The following is a 24,370-nucleotide window of genomic DNA, read 5'->3' on the forward strand; positions in this document are numbered from 1 at the left end:
ATCACTTCATTTCCTCCTCGTCAAAATAGTACAAATATAAGTCCTCAAGATTAGGTATCGCCTTTACTGCATCTGCTTCCGGCTTTTGCTCAGACAGGATACGCATTTCGATGTACTCTTCCTTACTGGACATACTGATTATGCGATGTTTCGATTGAAGTGAGCTAACTTCACTTTGCCGAGCAGGAAAGGTCCATACCTTGCCATCTAGACGATCAAGCAGCAGCTGCGGCTTTGATTTCTCAATGAGCATACCCCGCTTCATTATTAACAGTTCCTTCGCAATGATCTCAATGTCCGTTACGATATGCGTGGACAACAATACGATTCGATCATTAGCAATCGTCGACAATAAATTGCGAAATCGAATGCGCTCCTTCGGGTCTAATCCAGCTGTCGGCTCATCGACGATAATTATTTTCGGATCGTTAAGCAGCGCCTGAGCAATTCCAACCCGCTGCTTCATTCCGCCGGACAGCTTGCCCACTTTCGTACGCTTCTCATTCGATAATTGAACTTCATGCAGCAAGCTTTCCACCTTCGCCTCGGCTTCCTGCTTATCAATGCCTTTAAGAGCCGCTATATAAAGCAAAAACTTCTCAACGCTAAAGTTTTTGTAAAAGCCCATATGCTGCGGCAAATAGCCGAGAAGATCCCTGTACCGTTCATTCAATAATTCAATGTCTACACCATCCAGCAGTACTCTGCCAGAGGTCGGTCTAACGACTGCAGCGAGTATGCGCATGAGTGTTGTTTTACCGGAACCATTGGCACCTAGAAAACCATAAACGCCTTCTGTTAACTCACAGGACACGTTATTCAGTGCTATTTTCTGTCCAAACTGCTTGCTTACTCTCTCAATGGATAATTTCATCTAATTGACCTCTCCTTAGCTGTTTCACTTGAAAAATTAGCAGTGCTACTGCAAGTATAGATATTACTCCACAAATCACTGACAGCAGAACATCTGACTGATGTGCAAAGTCCAATGTATTCGTTATCGTGATTGCAGCAAAAGACCAAATAACTAATGCAACCGGCGCGAATATAGGACCCGTTATTCGACGGCTTAAAGCAAGCCCAATGCTTGCCGTTACCGTAAGGGGAGCTGCCCAATAAATGACTAGCTTCGAGAGCAACAGAGGCTCTCCAAATAAATTGAAAATAGCGATTAATACGAAGCAAAGCAGCACGTTATAAGCTCCGACAGCAGTTAGCTTCATCAGCATCATCTGCTGCGCTGAAAATTTACAAGACATCTCCAGCTCAAGCAGACCTTCATCACGACCTCTAAATATTTCGAGCAGCCCAAGCAGAAACGGAAGAGGCGAAATCAACATCATAATGATATAAGGATCACCTTTCCCTAACCCCCAAACCAGCAGACCACAGAGGAAAAAGAGTGCGTTTAAAATCCAAAAAAACGGACGAATATGAAGCTGTTTCAAGCTTAACGGAAAAAACGATACAGACTTCTGGGTTGGTTGAACCACATAAGGTCTCAACACATCAATGGTTTGTGCGATTGCCTCATCACTGGGATATTCAACGCTATAATCAGTTAACAGCAATTGAAGCTCTTGATCTATTTCGTCAAGCTCATTCCAGTCGCTGGATCCTTTTTTAGTTTTGTTGCTGTTCATCGTCATCTCTCCTCAACAGCTTCTTCATCTTTTCAAGGCCCTGCCTCAGCCTGCCCTTAACCGTATTCTCATTGGCTCCGGTAATAACAGAAATTTCTCGAATTTTCAGATCATGATAATATTTGAGTAGTATGACTTCACTTTGAGCATCCGGCAAATCATTGATAACCTGCTTCAACTGTTTCCGTGTTTCTTTATTTTCAAAAATATAGGATACCGAATCAGCTTTACTCTGTTGATAATGCTCTTCGAACTCTGCGGCTGTCGATTGCTCGCGGTAGGCGGTCGATCGAAAATAATCTCGGCTGCAATTAATGGCAATCGTAAACAACCAGTTTCGGAACGTCCCTTTGCTTGAATACGTTGAAAGATTCCTCATCATTTTGATGAAAACGTCTTGCGTCAAATCATATGCGGTATGATTATTGCCTGTCTTGCGATATAGATAAGCGTAAACCTGCTTGTAATAGCGTTTGGTTAACACCTCCATAGCAGCTTGGCTGCCACTATTTATCTCCATAATTAACTGCTCATCAGTCGGCAATCTTCTCACCTCGTTAAGTAGAACGGCTCAAGTGTACATATAGTTGTAAAGCTACAGACAAGAATATTATGCCAAGACGTTGTCCTCATAACCCGATCGTACACGGGATTCGTTTTTTAGAAAAGCAGCTTTAAATCAGCAAAGGGCTGCCTCTCGGCAGCCCTTTGTTTTGACCTTATATTCCCCGTTTTGCTAATCTTATTTTTGCTCAGCAGATACGTACTGTTTGATCAATTCCTCGATGTTAACACCATTAATGATCAAACCAGATATATCACAGTTCACCAGATTAGCATTCGATAAATTGCAATCCGTTAACGTGGCATGTTGTAAATTACAATTGGTGAATTGTACAGGGGTTGTATTAAATGGAACATCCGGCTGGTTCGGGTTGCCGAAGCTAATGCATTGAAACCGCGCGCCGCCCCACTGTGCACCATCGATCACTAGCTCACTCAAATTAGCATCGGAAATATGTAGTCTCGTCAAATTCACATCATTCATTTTCATTCCCATAAGATTGCAGCATTCAAGCGAGAACTGCTCTGCTCGAACATTATTGAAGCTAGAATCCGTAACATCCGAATTAATTACGGTTAGGACATCTTTTTGATTTTCTACTTTCAACTCTTAATCACTCCCATAATAGATAGTTGAATTATTCCCATTTTAAACCATTAACTTATTGTTGTACATGATACTGTTGGCATGTGAGTATGAAGGAACAATAATTTTTTATTGCAAAAAGAAACAATCTCCTGTACATTAAACTTACCGAACGGTAAGTAAGTGAAATAAACAGGAGGATATGAGTGGAATGAAAGATGGGAATGTACCTTCGACGTATGCAAAAATTTTGGAAACAGGTTACCGTCTTTTCGCTGAGCACGGATTTGAAAAAACAAGCATGACTATGATCGCCAAAGAACTAAAAATATCAAAGCCTGCTTTGTATTATCATTTTGTATCAAAAGAAACGATTATTGATGTGCTCTTCGATGAGATATGCAAAAGCATTGGATTCCATAATTTTTTCGATATCAGTGCTTACTCGAAAGACAATTTTAAAGAAAAGTTTATTTCAGATGGACTTAACATGATTAGCATCCAGAATGAAGATATGTATTATGCTCGTATCATGAATCAGTTCCAAGCACTGAGCTATAGAGACCCCAAGTATTCTCAAAAATTGATTGAAAGCTTGGACGGTTATACGACGGGCTTTGCCCAGTTGTTACGCCATGGTGTTTCAATTGGCGTTATCGAGGATCGTCATGTGCTTCTTCATGCCCAAATGCTCACCATGATTATTGACAGCATGGATAACTTTATCAGCTACGGCTTAGAGTATGCCTATGAGGACATATGGACTAAAACCGTACTAACCGTCTTGGAAGGAGACCCGCGGAAATGAACCTATCTTCGACGCCTCGTATAACTGCTCTCGATTATGCAAGAGCCTGGGCGATTTTCGGAATGATTATCGTTAACTATAAGCTTGCAATGCTGGCAGAGAACGATGGTTCAGAATGGTTGAGAGCAATAGCGGGTCTATTCGAAGGGAGAGCTTCTGCTTTGTTTGTCATACTGGCAGGCATAGGCGTATCATTAATGACCGCAAAAGCAAGAAGCTCGAGGGATAAGGAGATCATTCGTCAAAGCCGTCACTCCCTGTACCGACGATCCGTTTTCCTACTTGTAGTCGGCATACTTTTGTTGTTAACCGGCTGGACTGCTGACATTTTACATTATTACGCGGTATTCATGCTTGCAGCTTCCGTATTGATTACCTTATCCGATAAAAAAATAATTGTTCTGTCCGCAATTATTTTGCTGCTATCTCAGCTTGGATTGATCCTGTTTGATTACAGTAAAGGCTGGGATTCAAGCTTTCACGTATATATGGACTTTTGGACGGGAAATGGATTTATACGCAATCTTGTATTTAATGGCTTCCATCCTATCTTTCCTTGGGCATGCTTTTTTCTATTTGGTATGTGGATTGGCAGAAAGCGTTGGCTAATCAGGGAAAAACAGCCGCGGCTTCTGCTCTATTCGTTATCAGGGACAGTGATTTTCGAGGCAATATCCTATTGGCTTATCAATTGGACCTCACCTGTACTAGACAGAGAATCTGCTGCCTATCTCTTTACGACAAAGCCAATGCCTCCCACGACCCTTTATGTTCTCTCTGCAACATGCTCGGCTGTAGCCATTATTTCAATCAGTATTTTTATAGTTGATAAATTCGAGAAATCCCTTCTAACCAAAGCGATCATTCATACCGGTCAGCTATCTTTATCACATTATATCGGGCACATTATAATTGGATTAGGTTTTCTTGAGACAATTAATTATTTGGAAAATGGAAAGCTGTCTTTCGCAATCGCATACGGCTGTGCTTATTTCATTATTGCCATCGTTTTTTCGCATGTTTGGAGAAAATGGGTGAAGAGGGGTCCGGTAGAGATGATTCTCAGAAAAATATGCTGAGTCGCTTTTGACAGCTGCACGCTTACTATAGCAAAGGCGCATGTATCTAAATCATTATTTTATTTCCGATACGACTGTGCCTTTGTTAATATCTTCTAAGCTATAGCCAAGCATGCTCCACTTATTATCTTCAAAATGATAACTCGTTACCAGTATGGCAAGAGAATTCAGTTGTAAATTTCCAAACCAGATCAATCTTTTCGTTTTTAAAATATGGTCTTCCACATCAATTGATGAAATGGGATCCACATTCACTGCATTTGATCCTTTTAATAAGGTGGCATCGAGTTCTTTTAACTGATCTTCAGCCATTTGCACAGTCCAGCTGCGTTTATCCCCAGTAGAGATCATATTAAAGTCATTGCTGGATGGACGAAAGGTTACGGTATAGTTTGTATTTATCTCCTCAGGTAACGGTGCTTCCTTATACTGCCCTTTGTCTTCCACGTATATATGAAGGGCATGAGCACCCAATCCGCCGTTTGCATTCTCATCCGTCTCCAAGATGATGTCTGAGTTCCCATCTGCCGTTATATCAGTCACATGGATATCAACCGGATTCATCACATACCCATCAACGAAAAACTTCTGGATCAGCTTTCCTTTCGCGTCCCAAATCCCTAGATAATCTGTATTTCCCTGTTCTGTTGTAAGGGGAGCCTGTACTAGGGCGATGGTTGCTCCCTTCATAGAATCAAGCAAATCCTCTTTCTTGCTTATTAGAATTTCAGCGCCCTCTTCTATCGTTAGTCCTTCTACAACGTGGAATTTTTCTGATTCTTGATTGGTAGTGACCAGCATAGACGTTTTAGAATCCGATGGGCTGATCTTATCCATCGTGCTCCATCCAGCCAATAGACTCCTTAATTGATCTCCATTTACTAGGATCATTATTAATGCAAAAGTGATTACCGCTCCACTGCCGATCATTGGAGTCAATCGCTGAAACCGGCTCTTTTTCTTCAAAAGGCGCTTCTCAACGTGCTCCATCCATTTGTTGTCGGAGCTTTCGTTAGCAAATGGAGGGTCTATTAAATCCGTTTCCCAATGAAGTTCAGCTTTCCCCATAGAACACCTCATCCTTTCCTTTGTACATTTCATTCACTTTATTTCTTGCTCTGTGCAGCCTCACCTTTACTGCCGATTCAGAGATCTGCAGCAAGGCTGCTATTTCTGCTATGGATTGTTGATGGTGTACATATAACGTAATGACTTCTCTAAGCTTAATAGGCAAACTCAAAACCGCCTTCCAAGCGTCCTTTAAGCCTAGCTGTTCAAAATATTCTCTCTCAGCCGAGGGATTGCTGCCTTTTTCTATGATGTAATCGACTAGGGTCACTTTACGTAAAAAAGCTGATCGCCGATAATCAACTGCAATGTTGCGAGTAATGGAAAACAACCATGTCTTCACAGAGGATTCTCCACGAAACGTATCTAGTTTATCGTAAGCTCTCACAAAAACATCTTGTCTAATGTCATCTGCCAGGCTTCGTTGACGTGTTAAGGAGAAAGCAAAATTCCACACATCTTGTCCATACTGTATCATTAGATTTTGCAAAATTTCATTTTTATTATGTCCGCTCGATAAATACTTTAAGTATTCAAAACCCATCTTGCTCACCCCTCATGAATCAGACGTTTGAACGGTAAATAGGTTACATTTATAGGAAATGTTTTTCCTGTGTCTGACTACTTCATGAAATAGAAAAAGAGGAGCTGCTGGTTAGCAGGCTCCTCTTCTATCACGCACTATTTTTGTTGAGCGATATTTATATATCATGCATCCAGCATGTTCATAATAAAACGGTTCCGGTAGACTCCCTTAAGAATTATGGCCGATTACTCGCCTTTACTGCGGGTCATGAGCCACAAAACCAACCAAATAAGGATGAAGCCTAGAAGCTGGCCTACAGTCAGCTTCTGACCAAATACCAACCAGTTCATGCATACGCCCACTGCTGGAAAAGCAAGCTCTGCAAGCGTCGCAAAGAACGCCTTGGTTGACGCCAGCCCCTTGTAATAAAGAAGCATGCTGACTAATCCGGGTATAAAAGCCTGAAATAACAGGTTCACTGCAATCATCGTCAGCGCACTGCCTGATCCGCTAATATTCCAAGCATCCCCGCTTACCAAAAGAACGACGGAAATCAACGGAATAGCCATCAAGAAACGAAGGGAAGTGACGACAGGGAAGTCTAATTTTTTTTGAAGCAGAAACTTACCCATGACGGTCGATCCGCCCCATAAGACAGCCGCTAGGATAGAGAACAAACAGCTTAGTGTACCTAAATCCTTTAGGCCCATCTGGGGTGAATTAAATCCAAACGTCAGAAGATAAGTACCTAGAAGTGCGAACACGATATAGGTTGAAAAATTTTTAGGCAGCGTTTCTTTAAGCATCACACGAGCTAGGATAATAGCAAACAACGGCTGTAATTTCTGTAATAACAAAACGGCATTTGCATTGCCATGAGAGAAGGCCGCAGTAAATAGTATGGTAGCAATAGCCGATCCGCCCCAAGAGATGAAGAGCAATGCGCCAATGACCGCTAGCGATAGTTTGCCAACCAAGGTCTTTCGGTACTTAATCAGCACCGGCAGGGCGTAACAAGCCAATAAAAGATGCTCAATGAACACAATTTGTGTAGAGGTCATACTTTTCAACAATAAAATACGGAAGAGAGGGTCTAACCCCCAAAGCGCAGCTCCTAGCGCCACATACCAAATCCCATTAATACCGCTGGTACGCGAAGAAAGCCAATTCCCGCGTTTACTTTCTAGCTTCAATGCATTTGCCAATCCAAAAACCTCCTAAGGAATTTTGAATTGAACCTTCTGAAAAAGACGAAGCCCCCGTGATAAATCAACGGGGGCATCGACAAACAGACTAGTTGAAAATTGAATTTTCAACAAGCTGTTCTTCACCTTCTCCCATCCGGACTATACCGTCGGCCTTGGAATTTCACCAAGTCAGTCCCAACCTATACAGGCTGAGAGTCGCGGGCTTAAGATACAAACGATCGTATCCTTACCGCCGGTAGGGAATTTCACCCTGCCCCGAAGGTTCATATTCTATAAGATTGAATATTAACATGATTACAGTTTGGCTGGCAATAATCTAAGATAATTTATTTTTTGGCAGCACTCTTATAATGCTCGATTAAATGCTGTAATTCCATCTTCCAAATACCATCTTCTTTCTTTAAGCCGTATGCTACTTTATCCGTAAACGTGCCAACACTTACCGTAATCGTTACAGCTAAAGCATCCTCCTTAGCCGTTTCCTCTTCCACGTCTATGGAATCATAAAATCTAAATCGCACAGCCACATCTTGATCATGATTCATGAGGAAATCATAATACTCTTGTCTAAAAGTGTCTGGATCAGCCAATAAACCATTATTATAGGTGAGAGGATATATGATAGCCGTATCACCATAAGCAACGGCATTCATATAAACCTGTTCGATTCATATGGTCTCCTTTTGTTTAGCGTCATTAACTTTCAAACTCAAACTTACCAAACTTTACCATACTATGTTTTGTGTTACTACATTAACTTCTCGATCAGCGAAGGTGAATCTCTATGTTTATCACAAAAAAAACCTCCCTATGTATGGAGGTTTTTTGCATCTAAGCAACCTTTTCACTCATTTAATTTCTTCAATGGACTCACGTAATAATGAGACTCAGCAGAAACCTCAAATTCCGTCCACAACCCTATTTAACTTTAAATTTTGATGCTTCCACGGCAAGCCCATTTGTTAGTTGATCAATCGTTTCTACCATGTCTGCGAGACGCTGCACGGTTGCCGATTGCTCTTGCATAGTAGCTGTTACTTCCTCAACGGAAGCTGATACCTCTTCGCCTGATGCTGAAAGATTCTGAGCCGACTCAAGGACCTCGTCCTTATCCCTTTCCATATCAGAAACATCATTTGCCATAGCCTTGATTTGTTCGTTAATATCCGTCACGTTCTCCAGAACGGTTGTAAAGGCTTGTTGCGTTTGTCCTACAAACTCATCCTGCTTAGCGGAAATATTTCTAATTTCTTTTACGCTTTGATTATTTTCCGCCACATACATTAAGTTTTGATTGATAATAGCATTAATTTCACTGGATTGCTTGGAGCTTTGTTCAGCAAGCTTACGAATCTCAGCAGCAACAACTGCAAATCCTCTGCCATGCTCCCCTGCTCTTGATGCTTCAATGGAAGCATTTAAAGCAAGCAAGTTCGTTTGTTTTGCAATTTCGCTGATTGCCCCTGTAATTTTACTAATATTCGTTGAGCTTTCCTGAAGCTTCAAGGTTATGGCTGAAATGTTGTGAACCTCTTGTTCATTTTTCTTGTTGATTTCAATGAGGTTTGTGACCATTTCATTGCTGGTATGAAACACCTCTACAATCTCTTCTGCGCTTTCTTTCATGGATTGAGCCTTTTCATTCATAGCAACAAACTTCTCGCCAAAGCCATAAAATTTATCTACGATGTGCTCGGTATCATTGGATTGTGATTCCATTGCTTTTGCAATTTCCATTGATGTAACCGTCGTTTCATTACTCGACTGAGCGGTTTGTTTCGATGTCTCATCCAGTTCTTTCGTGCTGACATTTAAAATCGAAATCGACTTGTTCATATTAGAAATCAGCTCATTATTTTGTCTTACCATACTATTGAAGCTATCAGCCAAGTCCTTAAACTCACTGTCAAACTTACCGCTTGCCGTTACCGTCAAGTCCCCGGAAGCAAGCTGCTTGAACAATTGGGTAAGCTTTAGGATTGGATTTGTAATATTGCGAGACAATACAATTCCTGCTCCAATAGCGACTGCAATAGCTATAATCGTGATCATGATCATTTGCGTGAGCATGGCATTAATGGGACGATTAATATCCGAGTAGCTATCTATAATGGAGACCGTCCAATCCGCATTTGGAATGATGTTATATCGCACGTAATCGGATGCTAAATCAACATCACCCTGTATGATTTCCTCAAGAGCAGTCTGTTTCATGATCCCGTCCAGCTCTGGGTCATCCACTTTTTTACCGACTCTTGTATCATCCACAGAGTTGTAGAGAACCGTTCCGCCTCGACTCGATATCTCTATTTTTCCATTTTTATTTATTTTAATATTTCCGAGTTTATCAATTAAGAACTTACTGTGCACGGTCGAAGCATAGACTCCAATAACCTTATCATTTTCATCCTTGATTGGGTGTGAGAATGCAACAAGCTGTTTGCCGCTGCTCTCTGATACGAAAGCATCACTTATAAAATTTTCGCCTTTCATCGCTTCAATAAAATATTCACGATCTGCACGTGATTGTCCAATCGTATAGTCATCGGTGCTCGCAACGATGATCCCCTGCATATCTATTACGATAAACGAATCATTCCCTTTTGTACCTTGAAAGCTTTTTGCTAAAATAGTATTCGCTTTTTTGAAATAAGGATTGGCATCCGAAAGATATTCATAATCTGACATCGTAGCTTTTTCTCTAAGCTTCAACATATCTAGAAACGTATTATGTACAGAAATCAGATATGCAGCTTGATCCTGAAGCTGAACGGCCGTATAAAGACCTTCCCCGATTCGATCGGCATTCCCTTTGATTTCATCCTTACTTTTTTGCAACAGCAGGTTTGATCCGAGCTGATAAATAGTTGCGGAAGAGGCTAACAACACGACAACTACTAAAAAGCTAATCAGTAAGGGCAATTTAATACGCATAGACATATTACGAATTCGATTGATTATTTCACCTTTTTTGCTCATGATGTCTTCTCTCCAATGTTTAGATTTCTTCTATATTTTTCTCTTTGACCACTTATCTATATCGGAATAAATGGAAAGATAATGAATAGTTGCTTGATTCAAGCTGACAGAGTATATGGGCAGAATAAGAAATCATGGTACAAAAAAAAGCGGGTATTTGATTATCGCTATTAACGATGATCACATGCCCGCTTTTCAAACTATCATAATCACATAAAAAAAACGATTATATCAAAACTTCAAATTCATTAACATAGACAGCATTGCCTGTAATCGCAATGACATTCGAGTTTGTCACGGTTACGCCGATTCTGCCATCCCTTCCGATTTCCTGTCCTTGTTCAATCCATAGATTTAATGTAGAGGGTGACTCCTTAGGCGCCTTGGATATATACCTTTCATAATAAGCTCCCATTACACCAGAAGCCGTGCCCGTAACAGGGTCCTCGATCGTACCCGAAAAAGGCGATGAGAAATGACGAGCATGCATATGTGCATGTACATCATAGGTTTCCAAACAAAAAGGATGAATAGACGCTCTTGGCATTTCCTCTAAAATAGTTGGAAATTGTTTATTGTTTGGTTTCATTCGTTTGAAAGCAGCAAGGCTTTTTATTGGAATTAATAGTGTCCATATACCAGTACTGCCATATAAAGTCGGGAGCTCTGCGTCGATATCTCCTTCCTCAATTCCTATAGAAGATGCTAATGCTTGCATTGATCCATTAAAAGCTTTAAATTGCGGAGCTGCTTGCTCCATTGTTATGTAAAGATCGTCTTTTTCGCTTAATCTAATGGGTAAAATACCTGCTTTTGTTTCTATCGTAAAATCCCGTTTATCACCGAGCAGTCCTTTTGTTTGCAGCGCAAACACAGTTGCCATTGTAGCATGACCGCAAAGGTTTATTTCATGACCCGGTGTAAAAAATCGTATGCGTAAATCTGCTTTATCGGATTTTATAGGAAAAGCCGTTTCATTAAAACCTACTTTTTCAGCAACCTCCAGCATTTGCTCTTCCGTAAGATTTTCGCCTTCCAATACTACACCTGCCGGATTCCCCATATTGGGAATATTACTAAAAGCATCATAGTGATAAATCTTTATTGTTTTCACAAAAACATCTCCCGATTGGATCTTAATTTCACACCTAATGCAAGTCGTTTAGTTCCCCTATTTAATAACGCAAAGATGACTATATAGTTGCACGGCACTAGGTAGCTGAGGCAGCGACAACCTTCCATTTATTTTCACAGCTCGCATGAATACGTTTCTTTTGAAGAAAATAGTTCGCTACCAGCTCCGACATCTCCGTAGCTATCTCCTTGACGACGGGTTTGTTTTTATACATCTCATATTCTCCGCCTCCGCTTGCACGGTAGTTATTCATGACAACCTCGTACTCTCCATCCATCAGCAGCGGCTCTCCATTATAATTCAACTCAACGACTCGCTCACCCATTGGCTTAGCTGCGTTAAGCACATAGTCAATGCCTCCCCACATGTCGTAGTTATAATGTTGGGGTTTGGGCTCCAAATAAGCTGGATTGACTTCAATTTCACCCTCGCTGCTTACTTGGAAATAGGCTGCCGTTTGTTCAAGCGCCGCTCTTATATCTCGCCCTGATAAGCGCAATACGGTTAATGTGTTAGGATACATGAAGTTCGTAAGCACTTCTCTCATGGTCACAGTCGAACCAAACCCTTGCGATTCATTACTGAGCAGCGCAGTATGTGAGATGTTAACGCCAGCAGCATCCATTTGTACGTTGTTAATAAAGGCAGTGAACGGATGGTCAGCCTTTCGGCATTCATGTGCACTGCTAATCGACATATCACCTATAACTTCTCCAATCGGTTGATCCAGCCAAGCTTGTGTTTCCGTCTCAATCGTCTGAGTCAGCGCCAAAATTTCTTCATCCGCATGGGTTGTTTCTTCCGGCAAAATCAGCTCCGCCCGCTTCCCCTTCACCGTCCACTTATCATTCTCTTTGCCCAGTAGAATGCTAATTTTGCCTAGTGCCGCGCCGTTACAGCCTGTCTGAATGATTGTAACACCGTTCAGCTCAGATGTGAGCAGGCGATGCTGATGACCTGTAATTAACGCATCGATGCCTTCCACTTCCGTACACATCGCATAAGCTTGATTCTCTCCCGTCAGCCTCTCTGTAATTTCACCGCTCGCTAGCTCTCTCTCAAACCCTCCATGATAGGAGACCACGAGCAAATCCGGATTTTCTTCCTTATGAATATGGGCGACCCATCGTTTAGCCGTCTCTAAAGCATCGTTAAATCTTAATCCTTTTATATGTTCAGGTGCTTCCCAGTTTGGAATGTAATGTGTCGTCACGCCTAGAATGGCAACTTTAACTCCATGATCTAGTAGCTTTACTATATACGGCTTGCCGAATGCCGGACTATTCGTGTCCTCGCCTACTATGCCAGCAGTTAACCACGGGAATGTAGAATCATTTATTACCTTATGCAGCACACCCAATCCGTAATTAAATTCATGGTTGCCCACAACTGCAGCATCGTACTTCAGCTCATTAAGAACAGCGATTGAGGGATGAATCCCCTCTTTTGCATGAAGATTGAAATAAGAAGCAAGCGGTGTACCCTGTATGAGGTCACCGTTGTCCACAAGCAATAAATCGGCGTTCTTACTCCGCTCCTTTTTAATCAATACTGCTAGCTTTGCCAGTCCGATCCCACGCTCCTCTTGCGTACGATAATCCGTTGGATAAATATAACCGTGAATATCACTTGTCACCAATATGTTGCATTCCATTTCATTATTCATTGCGAAAGCTCCCTTACGGTTTTTAAAAATAATCATAACAGGTTGATTCCTATATTTAATGAAATTGACCTATCTTTACAAAACCTTATCCCCTCGTTTACGGTCCGCTAATAAAAGTTTCATATATTGAGTAAGTAGTAAAAAAATAGAAAACACCTGGAGGGTTTGGATTGAAAAAATTAAGCAAATTCGTATTGCCACTCTTATTATCGGTATCTTTACTTAGTGCTTGCGGTGCCAATAACGGCAACAATTCCGCAAACGGCGGAGCAACAGCAACACCTGGAACGGAAAGCACTCCGAAAGCTACAGAAGAAGCTGCTGTTGGTTATGTACCTGAAACGCTGACTGTACAATTCGTTCCATCCCAGAATGCAGATACATTGGAAGCAAAGGCTAAGCCGCTGGAGAAACTGCTAGGGGACAAGCTTGGTATTCCTGTCAAAGTAAGTATTTCAACAGACTACAATACAATTATCGAAGCGATGGCTTCTAAAAAAATCGATATTGGTTTTCTTCCTCCAACTGCATATGTACTAGCAAAAGAAAAAGGCGCAGGAGAAGTTATCCTTCAAGCACAACGCCTCGGCGTCGACGATGCAACTGGCGCTCCTACTGACCAATTGGTTGATTTCTACAAATCTATGATCATCGTTAAGAATGATTCGCCAATCAAAACGGTTGAAGATCTGAAAGGCAAAAAAATTGCTTACCAAAACGTTACTTCTTCAGCTGGTTTCGTGTGGCCAGCAGGCAAGCTGATGGAAGCTGGTCTGGACCCGCTTAAAGACGTAACGGGCGTTACCGTTAAAGGCCATGATCAAGGCGTTATTGCTGTATTGAACGGTGATGTGGATGCAGCAGCTATATTCCAAGATGCTCGTAATGTCGTAAAGAAAGACTACCCAACTGTTTTTGAAGATACACGCGTACTGGCTTTCACTTCGCCAATTCCGAATGACACAATCACTGCTCGCTCTGACATGAATGCGGATTGGGTAGCCAAAATTCAACAAGCCTTTATTGATATCGGTAACGACACAGAGGGTCACGCTATTATCAAAGAAATCTATTCCCACGAAGGCTATGTAAAATCGGATGACAGCACCTTTGATATCGTTCGTGAATACAACGAGAAAGTAAAAACGGAGTAATCGTCGCTGACTCTCTTTAAGCTTGAACACTCGATATAAGCCAGTAAGAACGCAGCAGCGTTCTTACTGGCTATCGTTATTATTAGATTACTCCAAAGGACTGATTCTTCTATGACCATGATAGAAATCCGCAATGTATCGAAGATATATCCAAATGCAACCAAAGGGCTGAACGGTATCAATCTCACTATAAATCGAGGTGAATTTATTGCTATTGTCGGCCTTTCGGGAGCTGGCAAATCGACATTGCTTCGTTCTATTAATCGATTGCATGACATATCGGACGGTGAAATTCTCATTGACGGTCAATCTATTACCCGTGCAAAAGGCAAGCAACTGAGAATGATCCGCCGGAATATTGGAATGATCTTTCAAAGCTTCAATTTGGTAAAACGCTCCTCTGTTCTTCGTAATGTATTGGCTGGACGTGTTGGCTATCATTCCACACTGCGCACAGTATTCGGCCTGTTCCCTAAGCCTGATATGGATCTCGCTTTTCAGGCATTAGACCGCGTTAATATTGTGGAAAAAGCCTATTCACGTGCCGATGAGCTATCCGGCGGACAGCAGCAGCGCGTTGCGATAGCCCGTGTGCTCGCACAGGAAGCGAAAATCATTTTGGCGGATGAGCCAGTTGCTTCCCTAGATCCTTTAACAACGAAGCAGGTCATGGATGATTTGAAAAAGATCAATCAGGAGCTGGGTATTACAACGATTGTAAATTTGCATTTTATCGACTTGGCAAGAGAATATGCAACAAGGATTATTGGTTTGCGAGCAGGGGAAGTTGTGTTTGATGGTCCAGTATCGGAGGCAACCGATGAACGATTCGCCGAAATCTATGGACGCCCGATTAAACAGGACGAGCTGCTTGGAGATATCGTCGTATGAGTGCGAATCTGGAGTTGAAACGTCCAAAAGCTCCTTCACGGCTCAAGCATTATTTTACTGCAGCACTCATTCTCTTATTGTTATGGGCTAGTGCGGTACAGACCGAATCCTCCTTCGTTGAGCTAGTCAAAGGCTTTCCGAACATGTTCGACCTGCTAAAAGAAATGTTCCCGCCAAAATGGAGCTATTTCGATAATATCGTGACGGCTATGCTGGAGACGATACGAATGGCATTGATTGGAACGACCATCGGTGCAATTCTCGCTATTCCCGTTGCATTGCTTTGCGCAAGCAATATTACAGCAATTAAATGGATTACTTATCCCGTTCGTTTTGCGCTTAATTTGATACGGACTATTCCGGATTTATTATTAGCTGCATTATTTGTTGCTATTTTCGGTATAGGGCCTGTACCGGGTACCTTCGCCTTGTCGGTGTTTTCATTAGGACTTGTCTCTAAGCTAACTTATGAAGCATTAGAAACGATTGAACCCGGGCCGTTAGAAGCGATGACCTCAGTGGGAGCCAATACTGCTCAGCGCATCGTATTTGGAGTCATCCCGCAAATACAGGCCCACTTTATCTCATTCACACTCTATACGTTCGAAATCAACGTCCGCGCTGCAGCGATTCTCGGCCTAGTAGGCGCTGGAGGTATTGGACATTACTACGAAGTAACGATGGGCTTTCTCGAGTATGATAAAACATGCGTTATTATTCTATTTACTTTGGCTATCGTTCTTCTGATTGATTATACAAGCACGAAGCTGCGGGAGAAATTAATATGACAACAAAATCATGGCATACCATCGTCCCTAAGCCTCGCAAAAATCGCTATCGGTGGCTCATTCTCGTCGCACTTGCCGCTGTATATGCCTGGGCTTTCTCTGGCATACCGTTTACTGGATTTAAGGAAACAGCTGGGCAAATAACGAAAGCCATTGTAACTGGTATCCTGTCACCCGATTGGGATTTCGTCTATATGCCGGAAGGCGAAGATTTATTGCGCGGGCTGCTAGTCACGCTGGCCATTTCTATTTTAGGAACTGTATTATCTATATTAATAGGTATCCCTTTCGCCTTCTGGTCAGCAACTAATATGAGCCGATCCAAAGCGGTATCCGGTTCAGGTAAAATAATGCTGAGCTTCATTCGCACCTTTCCTGAAATTATTTTGGCGATCCTGTTCATCAAGGCTGTCGGTCCCGGCTCCTTCGCCGGAGTTCTTGCCTTAGGCTTGCATTCTGTGGGCATGCTAGGAAAGCTGTTCTCGGATGAGATTGAAAATATAGACCGCGGTCCAGTCGAAGCACTAGTCTCTTCAGGCGCTAATCGGCTGCAGCTATTATGGTTTGCGGTTATTCCACAGGTGCTTCCAGGCTTTCTGTCGTATGCGTTGTACCGATTCGAGATTAATGTTCGCTCCGCAACCATTCTCGGCGTTATTGGCGCCGGCGGTATCGGTACCCCGCTGATCTTCGCGCTTAGCACACGCAACTGGGATCGTGTCGGTATTATTTTGCTAGGCATCATTATTATGATTACCCTGATTGATGCAATATCCGGATTCATTCGAAAGAAGCTGGTCTAGTCTATCATGATTAAAATAGGGCTGTCTCTAAGGTGATCTCATGATTCATCACCTTTGAAGACAGCCCTATTTCGTTATTATTTTATAACCTTAACGATGATCGTCTCACTTGAGGTTACACCAGCAGCATTCACCAGCTCACATCGGTATTCATATACACCGACCGCTCTGCCTGTAATTTCAGTCACAGCATTTTGGGCGCTTGGCGTTGCCTTAACCAAGGCTTTCGTATCGATCAGCTTTCCATTTTCATACAACCGATATTCTGAGGCATTCGTACCCCACCAAAGATTCATCGTCACCTTATAGCTTCCGTCTCCATCCCAGTTATCTTGTGATAGTACCGGCTTGCCTGGTGAAGCATCGGTTACCGTTACGACCAAGGGATTGCTCACAGTCGTACCATAAGCGTTAGTCAATTCACTCGTATACGTATAAGTGCCGTTCGATTTTCCCGTAATATCAATCTTTACAGACTGTGCTGCGGGTGTAACATCCTTCAAGCTTTGCGTGCTGATTAATACACCATTCTCGTACAGCTTGAATTCAGAGCCGTTATTTCCCCACCACAAATTCATTGTAACCGAATAGTTTCCATCTCTAAGTCCCGTGGAATGGCCATTATTATCGGATAATACCGGCTTTCCTGGAGCACCATTTGCTAGGGGCTTGCTCACCACATTAAATGAAATACTTTTATCCAAACGATTGCCTGCAGCATCTGTCACGCTATACTGAACGGTATGATTGCCTATACTGAGATCCTTAGCGTTCAACAATTGACCGCTGCTAATCACTTTTCCATCCAATTGGAGCTGTTCTGAGATGACGCCAGACCATGCATCCGTACTTACCAGTTCAAACTTAAGCGTATCTGTCTCCAAGACATCAGCAACTGCTTTGCCAGATTGCGTTAAATTTGCAATTGGTGCTGATTTATCCAGTTTAATAGAAAGAGATTTTGCATCTTCCACATTGCCGGCAGCATCGGTGGAGAAATATTTGATTATATTTATTCCTTCTGTCGATACGGTAACGGCACCTGTATAAGCAATATTAGCCCCGCCATTTATCGCGTATTGAGTAACAATTGCGCCAGATGCATTGTCCACTGCCGATAACGTCATCGACACATCCCCATTAAACCAGCCATTCGCATTTGGAGATGCGGATAGTGAAGCGGTTGTTATGGGTGCAAGGTTATCCGCTTGTACAGAGAAGTCGCTTAATCCTCTCGGCTTAAGCTGGTAAACACCTTTGAATATCGCTGAGATTCCCTTCACATTGACAACATCACCCTCTTGATAAGGAAAGCTGCTAAGCTGCAAGCCTGTCCGCATGTCTACCCGCACATGATTGCTAACAGAACCATTAACGGCATCAAATTCAAAAGAACCAGTCGGCGCAGCACTTATAATATTGCGAATCGTTACGTCTTTAAGCTCAACAAGCTGCCCTTGATTGGCATTATTTACAGCAGCTGCTTGTACAGGAAGCGGTAGCACAGTCGTACCAATCTTTTCGATGGAAACCAACTCAGCAAGCTCCAGCTCTGTATTAAACAGAGCAAGCGGCGCTGTAATTTTCACAACATCACCTTGATGGAAGCCGCTTTGGCTCTGGAAGACATAAATGCCAGCCGTTTCATCCTGCATATAAAATGCCTGACCGCCGAATGCTCCTGGCTGCGTCATGATGACACCTTCAAGCGTCACTGTAGTACCTTCTGATTTGCCGCGAGCCTCTGCAATGGTAATGGTATCTGGAATTGAGCTCTCTTCACCTGGGAGCGGTTCAGCAGGCACATTGGCTAATGTAACTGCATTCGTTATGAGATTATTGCCATTTTGTCTTAAACGAAGACTTGCGGCACCCGTTGTGCCTGATTTGATACGAACGGTCAAATCTTTGTAAGCATGACCCTTGCTGTCAGAGGTTACACTGTATGTGCTGCTGTATGCATATGCAGTCGGCCATGTTCCATCATCCTTCTGGAATAACGCCACTTGCGCACCTGTCGACAAGTAAATCCCCGTACTGAACCCGGATACCGTCGAATTGGCCGGAAGGTTATCAAACACAACACGAATTTGGAAATCCTGCGCATTCGGCAGCTTTGCTTGATGCACGAAGCTGTAAGCAGCGTTGGCACTGGCTGTTGGCCCGCCGTATGATCCCGCCTTGTATGTTGCTCTATCCCACCATTTATAGCCTGCTGCTGGAGAAGACCATGGCTCGGCTTGCGGTTCCGTTGATGCTGATGGCGCTTCAAATGGAAGCAGCGCAGTGGGTTGATCCAATTGGATGCCAGTTACTTGATCAAGACCGGTATAGCTCTCTTTCTTCGATAACCAATTAATCATGTTAACGAGCAATACACTATCATTTTGCTCCTTAAAGCCATCATAAGTTGTCTTCTTTGCTCCTGTCTCCTCACGCAAATATTTAGGGGAAGCATCCTCTACGGGCGAAGAATCGCCAATGAATCCCGCTTTACCCGCTCCTAATTTGGATACAGCTACATAAGGGCCTTCTGCTATACCGCCCCCATTATATACACCTTGGTCAACAGCATTGGCCCAAGACTCATTCGTCTGCGGAAGATATACAATGCCTTTAGCCTTTGTCGGGTCCGTAATGGCAAGTGTTGATCCAGCGTGCATCGCAACGTTTGAGACGCCTGTCGTAATGCCAAATGACTGTGCCGGAGCTACAATTTGATTCGCCGTTATATCACCAAGAGCATTATAGCGGAAGCGAACACCAAATTTCGTGCTAAGCCAGTCCGAGCTTACTACTCCTTGCATGGCGGCTGAATTTTTCTCTTCTGTACTCATCCCTTTAGCCGGGTCTGTCCAAGCTCCGCGGCGATAGCCATTAATCGCCTCCGAGCCATCCCAGCGATTCTTATTGCGATCTGCATTATAATGGTCTCCGATGAAGAAGATGCTGCCTCCGCCTTGTACATATTGCTCCATAGCGGCTTGTTCCGTTTGCTTGAATGGAATATTAGGTTCAGCAATGACGAACACATCATAGCTCTTCAAATCATCCAAATTAAAAGAAGTGGTTTTGCGAAGCTCCTTGACGTAGTAGCCGTCATTCGCCAGTGCGTTAGCAAAGTCTGAGAATGCCCCATCGATAACCCAATCCGCCGCTCCAGCTGTTTGCGCGTGCGTGTTGTCGAAAAGCACCTTCTTGCCGGCATTTCCATTCACAACCTTCGCTTCAATGAACGGTGCTGCATCGCTTGGTCCTTCAGCTTGTACATATTGAAGATCGCTCGTTAACCCTACCTGTAGAGACAATGCCAACGATACTGCAACTACTGCCCTTAACCACTTCAATCTCACAAAATTCTTCATCATTTCCCTCCCATTATCTAGAAACTATTATTCGCCAATAGTTTATCATGGAAAAGTTTTTACCGATGATATGATTTTGTAAAAACAGGATTTACCGCATTTCATTGCGAAAACTTAATAATCTAGTAGGATTTCAGGTCAACTCTTTGAAAATAACATATGTAAAAAGAACGATCTCGACTAGAAATCGTTCGTTCGTCCTAGATATCAATAGACTTTCGTTTAAACGTAAAAGAAACGTTTCATCGAACTAATGAATTATAAACGCCGCTAATAAATACGTCTCTAGATTTTAAATTTTTTCAGTATAGCACATAAATTCGAACTGAAAACAAGAAATTTTAATCAAGCAATTTTCTCTTTTTCCAAACCGATTACGCTTATATTATTTATAAAAGATAAAAAATAAAAAAGCATTCTAAACTGCTGAATTTAATTAATGGCATGTATCGTACTCAATGAGCACGCGAAGGAGATAAATCGAATTGAAACCTATCATACAATTACTGCATTTTGGTTATCATCAGGCGATGAGTTGCATTTTCCCTGTTGCTGTATTTGGAACTCTTGCCCTCACTAGCGTAATAGAGGTACCGTTCCTTTATCGTTATGATGCCATTCTGCTTATATTGCTTGGAATGCAGTACCTCATGTACCGCAGCGGGTTAGAAACACGTGATGAAATCAAAGTAATAGGTGTGTTTCACATTATTGGTTTGGTGCTGGAGCTATATAAAGTATGGATGGGATCCTGGTCATACCCTGAGCCTGGGTATACAAAGCTGCTCGGCGTCCCGCTTTATAGTGGATTCATGTACGCAAGCGTGGCAAGCTTTATGTGTCAAGTATGGCGGAGATTGCGTATGGACATGACTGGATGGCCTGGACTTGCATCTTCAGTTTTGTTAGGCGGAACCATTTATATCAATTTTTTCACACATCATTTTATTCCCGATTTTCGTTGGGGGCTGACGCTGCTTGTATTCATTGTCTTCTGGAAAACATGGATCATATATCGGGTACGGACAATAACATATCGAATGCCTCTAACGCTCGCATTTATTATTGTAGGCTTTTTCATCTGGTCAGCTGAAAATATAGCCACATTCTTTGATGGTTGGAAATACCCTGACCAGCATGAGCGCTGGCAGTTGGTTAGTTTCAGTAAGATCAGCTCATGGTTCCTTCTGGTTATTATAAGCGTGATCATTGTTGCCCAGCTAAAACATGTTAAAGCTGGTCGTACAACGAATGATTCTTAGTATTTCTAATTTACTTACGTTTAAATGTGTTTCAAATATGCCTTTAAACATTAAAAAAATCCCCCTGTATGGTTTCCCATACAAGGGGATTGCTCGTTAATGAATTAACGTTTCATACCAACCGTCAAAATCTCACAAGGACCAACTGGCATTTTAAAGGATTGTCCATTACTCGTCAATGCTTCGCCTTCACTCTCAAGCACATCACTCTTATAGGCTTGGCCTAGTGTTGGAGCAGACTCGCCTGCTGAGAATGACAGCTCTGCCGCAGCCGGCTTCATATTGTACCATCTAAGAAGGAAATCACCGGATTGCTCGTTTACTTTCAAAGAAGAGAAAGCTAGGCTGTTGCCTTCCCAATTGAATAGGGATCCGGTTGGAGCCAGTTTGCCTTCATGAACCTCAGTTTGACTAACTGTCCAAGGCACTTGGAACTGATATGCTGCTGCATATGCACCAGATTCAACGCCATCTCCGCTATGCGGAAGGATAGTCAGGCTGAAGTTCTGCTCGCCGAGACATTGCGCTTCCGGTGTAGGGAATACGCCCCAATCTCCAAGCTCAGCTACTGCACGAAGCAATGTGACAGCGATTGTGTTGCGACCATCACGCAATACTTCGTATTCGTTCAAGCCTAAGTTCGCAACGGTCATGCCTGCGTTCTCACTGCTTACATCGATGAATGCTTGCTGATGCTGTGCATTGCTCGGATTAATCCACTCGGCTGCCGGCTCGTTATCGCGCTCAGCAATTTCGAAGATCGAATCCGCATGATGTACGTTCGTAACCAAATCAGTCGGGAACAAGACGCGTACGCGGTGATCCTTCGCCTGATTGTCGAATGAAGATTTCCATTCTACTCCTTGGCCATTACGAGTAATACCGATTTCGGTACGAATCGTAAGCGGAACGGTACGCTCCGTGCGTTTCGATTTCCGATCAGGGAAATAAACCGCTTCTTGCTTCTCAATCTCAAAATACTCGTCTGCCGAAGCAGGAACTGCCCAATCATGCACAATTTCGAATACGGCACGGTAAGCTGTATTCTCTTTAAGGCGAATGCTGGCTGGTAGACCCTTCGTCGTTAACGTTTGCTCACCATTTGGCTGTTTGTACATATATTCATTACCGATATCGCCTGTGTTCTCGTATACACCAAGATCCTTGTACACTTGATTACTGCGTTTATCCGTTACATTAAATGAACCATCGCTTTCAATATCAATACGAAGCCATTCATTCTCTAGTGCATGTGAACCCGCAACTAGTGATGATTGTGGCTGTTCCGCCGTTTTGGCTTCACGAACCCAAGCATATGCTGCAAGTCCAAGTGCCGATACCTGCTCCGCTTCGAATGACAACCGCACTTTGCGGCTCATATACGGCTGACGGAACTTATCATCCGGCAAATCATAGCCGAATTGAAGTCCCATATCGACCATCGAATGAGCGATAGCTGCGCCGTTGCGATCAACAAGCGTTCTACCCGTTACATCGATGCCGTACATTTTTTGATTCATTTCATCAAGCTTCAATCCGTCACGGAAATAAACACGCGCGACATCAAGCTCAACTTCAATGACTCCGCTGCGCTTCCAGCCAGTCGTATTATAAACGACGAACGGAAGTGCATCCTCACCGTATTGCGCAAAGACGGAAGTATCGACTGCGCCTGCAATCGCTGTTTTGCTCTCATCAATAATGGCTTCCGCCACATGACGGCTCTTATCGAAGCGAGTAACCATCTCACGGTGAACCTCATCCACGCTGCAGCCGCAAATGCTGTCATGCGGATGGTTCTGCATAAGCGTCTTCCACGCATACGTAAACAAATGATGCGGATATTCATTTCCAAGCGAATAAGCAAGAGCAGCAAGCGGTTCAGCGACTTTCTCCAGCATCGCTTGACCAAGCTGATTCATTTGTTTCAAATACACACGAGCTGATGCTGTATTAACAAGCGTTGACCAGCCGTCAGTGCGTTGGCTGCGAAGCTCGCCCTTCACGACAGACAATTCACGAGTAAGAGAATCATTCACAGAAGCCAAATAATCTTCAAAATTAGAATGAATGAAATCTGTGTCAGGGAAAAGCTTTCTAGCTGTATCAAGTGCTTCTGACAAATCCTGTTGAATCGGCTGATGGTCACAGCCATTCATGAACAAGAGTTGACCAGTCGCAGCATATTTCTCTGCTTCTGCAAGCTTACGGTCCCAATATTCTTTGGATTCCGCTTCATCAGTCGGCACTTCCATACCGTTGCAATACCAGTTGGCGAACAATACACCCAGTACACGTGAACCGTCTGGACCTTCCCAGATCAGCTCAGAGAAAGAAGATTCGTAATCGGAATCCGCAACCGTATTGTTGAAGCCAGTCGGCTTCACGCCTCTTCCGAATACAGCATTGTCGATGCCAGCCTGCTTCAAAATTTGCGGTGCTTGGCCAATATTCCCAAACGTATCCGGGAAGTAACCAACCTTCGCAATTGTGCCGTAACGACTTGCATCCTGATGGCCGATTTGCAAATTACGAATATTCGCTTCACTGCTAGTCAGGAACGCATCCTGCAAAATATACCAAGGCCCGATAGGAATACGGCCTTCCTTGATGTAACGCTCAAGACGCTCTCTATTCTCAGGACGTACCTGCAAATAATCCTCTAAAATAATCGTTTGACCGTCCAAATAAAAGCTTTTGAAATTCGGATCCGTATCAAGCGTATGAAGCAGCGTGTCCATCAATTTCACAAGCAGGACATGATGCTTCTCATATGGTAAATACCATTCACGATCCCAGTGGGTATGCGAGATGATATGAGCGGTTCTTTTATCGGACATTGTTG

General features: G+C 43.0%; 20 protein-coding genes and 1 riboswitch. Of the genes, 7 read left to right on the plus strand and 13 right to left on the minus strand.

What is annotated here, in order from left to right:
• Position 1: 1 nt before the first annotated feature.
• From AC0YOD_RS21855 to AC0YOD_RS21870, 4 genes are all read right to left on the minus strand, one after another.
• Positions 2–874: an ABC transporter ATP-binding protein gene (locus AC0YOD_RS21855; protein ID WP_475801456.1), complete on the minus strand. Its 873-nt coding sequence runs from the start codon at positions 872–874 to the stop codon at positions 2–4.
• Entirely contained in the window at positions 858–1,643 is a 786-nt protein-coding gene (locus AC0YOD_RS21860) for a hypothetical protein (protein WP_475801457.1), read from the minus strand. Before AC0YOD_RS21860 ends, AC0YOD_RS21855 begins: the two co-directional genes overlap by 17 nt.
• On the minus strand, positions 1,624–2,163 hold the full coding sequence (locus AC0YOD_RS21865; RefSeq protein WP_475801458.1) for an RNA polymerase sigma factor: 540 nt from the start codon (positions 2,161–2,163) through the stop codon (positions 1,624–1,626). Before AC0YOD_RS21865 ends, AC0YOD_RS21860 begins: the two co-directional genes overlap by 20 nt.
• Before the next feature lie 222 nt (positions 2,164–2,385).
• Positions 2,386–2,814: a pentapeptide repeat-containing protein gene (locus AC0YOD_RS21870; protein ID WP_475801459.1), complete on the minus strand. Its 429-nt coding sequence runs from the start codon at positions 2,812–2,814 to the stop codon at positions 2,386–2,388.
• Between the two features lie 190 nt (positions 2,815–3,004).
• Here AC0YOD_RS21870 and AC0YOD_RS21875 point away from each other — a divergent pair, with 190 nt between their 5' ends.
• Together AC0YOD_RS21875 and AC0YOD_RS21880 are read left to right on the plus strand one after the other, a co-directional pair.
• Positions 3,005–3,601, plus strand: a complete 597-nt coding sequence (locus tag AC0YOD_RS21875; RefSeq protein ID WP_475801460.1) for a TetR/AcrR family transcriptional regulator — start codon at positions 3,005–3,007, stop codon at positions 3,599–3,601.
• Complete coding sequence (locus AC0YOD_RS21880; RefSeq protein ID WP_475801461.1) at positions 3,598–4,680, plus strand: DUF418 domain-containing protein; 1,083 nt, start codon at positions 3,598–3,600, stop codon at positions 4,678–4,680. The genes AC0YOD_RS21875 and AC0YOD_RS21880 overlap by 4 nt, the downstream gene beginning before the upstream one ends.
• A 54-nt stretch (positions 4,681–4,734) precedes the next feature.
• Here AC0YOD_RS21880 and AC0YOD_RS21885 read toward each other — a convergent pair whose 3' ends face one another.
• The 7 genes from AC0YOD_RS21885 to AC0YOD_RS21915 all read right to left on the minus strand — a co-directional run bounded on the left by AC0YOD_RS21885 (position 4,735) and on the right by AC0YOD_RS21915 (position 13,262).
• Complete coding sequence (locus AC0YOD_RS21885) at positions 4,735–5,748, minus strand: hypothetical protein (RefSeq protein ID WP_475801462.1); 1,014 nt, start codon at positions 5,746–5,748, stop codon at positions 4,735–4,737.
• A complete protein-coding gene (locus tag AC0YOD_RS21890; protein ID WP_475801463.1) occupies positions 5,735–6,292 on the minus strand; it encodes an RNA polymerase sigma factor in 558 nt (185 codons plus the stop codon). Before AC0YOD_RS21890 ends, AC0YOD_RS21885 begins: the two co-directional genes overlap by 14 nt.
• A 227-nt stretch (positions 6,293–6,519) precedes the next feature.
• Positions 6,520–7,479, minus strand: a complete 960-nt coding sequence (locus AC0YOD_RS21895; RefSeq protein WP_475801464.1) for a DMT family transporter — start codon at positions 7,477–7,479, stop codon at positions 6,520–6,522.
• Between the two features lie 120 nt (positions 7,480–7,599).
• A riboswitch (FMN riboswitch) is annotated at positions 7,600–7,749 on the minus strand.
• Positions 7,750–7,808: 59 nt separating this feature from the next.
• Entirely contained in the window at positions 7,809–8,135 is a 327-nt protein-coding gene (locus AC0YOD_RS21900) for a hypothetical protein (protein WP_475801465.1), read from the minus strand.
• Positions 8,136–8,400: 265 nt separating this feature from the next.
• On the minus strand, positions 8,401–10,461 hold the full coding sequence (locus AC0YOD_RS21905; protein WP_475801466.1) for a methyl-accepting chemotaxis protein: 2,061 nt from the start codon (positions 10,459–10,461) through the stop codon (positions 8,401–8,403).
• 226 nt (positions 10,462–10,687) lie between these two features.
• Positions 10,688–11,575 (minus strand): PhzF family phenazine biosynthesis protein, encoded by an 888-nt coding sequence (locus tag AC0YOD_RS21910; protein ID WP_475801467.1) that lies wholly within the window; start codon positions 11,573–11,575, stop codon positions 10,688–10,690.
• Positions 11,576–11,672: 97 nt separating this feature from the next.
• Complete coding sequence (locus AC0YOD_RS21915; protein ID WP_475801468.1) at positions 11,673–13,262, minus strand: bifunctional metallophosphatase/5'-nucleotidase; 1,590 nt, start codon at positions 13,260–13,262, stop codon at positions 11,673–11,675.
• Between the two features lie 170 nt (positions 13,263–13,432).
• Between AC0YOD_RS21915 and AC0YOD_RS21920 the strand changes: the two genes are divergently transcribed.
• From AC0YOD_RS21920 to phnE (AC0YOD_RS21935), 4 genes are all read left to right on the plus strand, one after another.
• A complete protein-coding gene (locus tag AC0YOD_RS21920) occupies positions 13,433–14,416 on the plus strand; it encodes a phosphate/phosphite/phosphonate ABC transporter substrate-binding protein (RefSeq protein ID WP_475801469.1) in 984 nt (327 codons plus the stop codon).
• A 117-nt stretch (positions 14,417–14,533) separates the two neighbouring features.
• Entirely contained in the window at positions 14,534–15,307 is a 774-nt protein-coding gene (phnC, locus tag AC0YOD_RS21925) for a phosphonate ABC transporter ATP-binding protein (RefSeq protein ID WP_475801526.1), read from the plus strand.
• Positions 15,304–16,095, plus strand: coding sequence for a phosphonate ABC transporter, permease protein PhnE (gene phnE / locus AC0YOD_RS21930; protein WP_475801470.1), 792 nt, complete (start codon positions 15,304–15,306; stop codon positions 16,093–16,095). The genes phnC and phnE (AC0YOD_RS21930) overlap by 4 nt, the downstream gene beginning before the upstream one ends.
• Positions 16,092–16,898, plus strand: a complete 807-nt coding sequence (gene phnE, locus AC0YOD_RS21935) for a phosphonate ABC transporter, permease protein PhnE (protein WP_475801471.1) — start codon at positions 16,092–16,094, stop codon at positions 16,896–16,898. The genes phnE (AC0YOD_RS21930) and phnE (AC0YOD_RS21935) overlap by 4 nt, the downstream gene beginning before the upstream one ends.
• 77 nt (positions 16,899–16,975) lie before the next feature.
• On the opposite strand, the gene AC0YOD_RS21940 is transcribed toward phnE (AC0YOD_RS21935), so the two are convergent.
• On the minus strand, positions 16,976–20,266 hold the full coding sequence (locus tag AC0YOD_RS21940) for an OmpL47-type beta-barrel domain-containing protein (protein WP_475801472.1): 3,291 nt from the start codon (positions 20,264–20,266) through the stop codon (positions 16,976–16,978).
• 482 nt (positions 20,267–20,748) lie between these two features.
• Here AC0YOD_RS21940 and AC0YOD_RS21945 point away from each other — a divergent pair, with 482 nt between their 5' ends.
• Entirely contained in the window at positions 20,749–21,525 is a 777-nt protein-coding gene (locus AC0YOD_RS21945) for a DUF817 domain-containing protein (RefSeq protein WP_475801473.1), read from the plus strand.
• 104 nt (positions 21,526–21,629) lie between these two features.
• On the opposite strand, the gene AC0YOD_RS21950 is transcribed toward AC0YOD_RS21945, so the two are convergent.
• Positions 21,630–24,365: an alpha-mannosidase gene (locus tag AC0YOD_RS21950; protein ID WP_475801474.1), complete on the minus strand. Its 2,736-nt coding sequence runs from the start codon at positions 24,363–24,365 to the stop codon at positions 21,630–21,632.
• Between the last annotated feature and the right edge of the window lie 5 nt (positions 24,366–24,370).

The organism is Paenibacillus sp. J31P13 (genome assembly GCF_056269295.1).